This is a genomic window from Acetomicrobium mobile, assembly GCF_937920065.1.
The window spans coordinates 1-1,100 of sequence record NZ_CALETC010000305.1 but is presented as its reverse complement, the minus strand read 5'-3'; the positions used below and the strand labels follow the sequence as shown (position 1 = coordinate 1,100).

At 47.8% G+C, this 1,100-nt stretch carries 1 protein-coding gene; it reads left to right on the top strand.

Annotated features, from left to right (window positions below; genetic code table 11):
- Window positions 1-1,100: YjbH domain-containing protein (locus Q7P41_RS11545; RefSeq protein ID WP_303884413.1), on the top strand; the 1,100-nt coding region annotated here is incomplete at both ends.

Below are 1,100 nucleotides of genomic sequence, written 5' to 3'. Positions count from 1 at the left end.
TTTTCCCAACAGCAAATTTACGCTATGTCTCCGTCCAATGGAGGCATTACGGGCCTTTGGGAGTACCCGACCGCCGAAATCTTGGATGACGGGCAAGGAAGGTTCGGCTACACCGATGCAAACCCTTACATCACATATTACCTCGCATTGGGTTACCTTCCGAACGTTGAGCTCAACTTTCGAATCACTCACGTCAGTAATGTCCCCCTGAACTTGGAAAAGTATCCTCGTTTTGGCAGTTATAAGGACCATGAGTTTGACGTCAAATACCTTCTTTTGCCTCAGGAAGGCATCAGGCCGGCCATAGCAGCGGGCATCATGGACATTAGCACGACAGAGCACTTCAGGTCATATTATGTAGTTGGTACTTACAGGGTAGGCCAATTTGCACTTACGGGGGGTTGGGCCTCCGATCGCATGGGAGGCGTCTTTGGGGGGATATCGTGGCAGCCCTACGATTGGCTCGAACTTAAGGGCGAATACGGATCTATGGACTACAGCGACGACATATTTAGCGGGAAACGCCCCATAACAGAAGTCGAAGCCGATTACAACTACGGAGCCATCATTAAAACCTCTTGGGCCGATGTAAGCGTGAGCTATCAAAGGGGTGACGAATTGTGCATTGCTATTTATCGTCCCTTTGATTTGCATGACCGCCCGATCTTCGGCAATAAGAAACGACCCTATCGAGATGCTCCTTTAGATAATCTAAAATCATGGACAGAAGTCGATACACTAGATCTAGTAAGCGAGCTTTCCGTGGCCATTCCAAACCGTTTAGGCGTTAGGAATGTAGAGATAAAAGCCGACAAAGCAAATAAAAATTTATTAATAAGCTATGAAAATGTTGGATACAGCTCGGAAGCCGAAGCCATGGCTAGGGTCTTGTATCTGGCCTCACACATGATACCCTGGGATACCAATACTTTGGTGCTAAGAGCCTGCGTTCGGGGAAAACCCGTGACCAACGTCGAAATTCCAGGTGAACACTGCGCGCTCTTGAGGTTAAACGCGCTTAGAAAGGAATATTCTCAAGAGGCATTGGCTTACTGGGCAAACCCGTCCTCGAAAGAAGACAATGACGAAACTTGGAATTA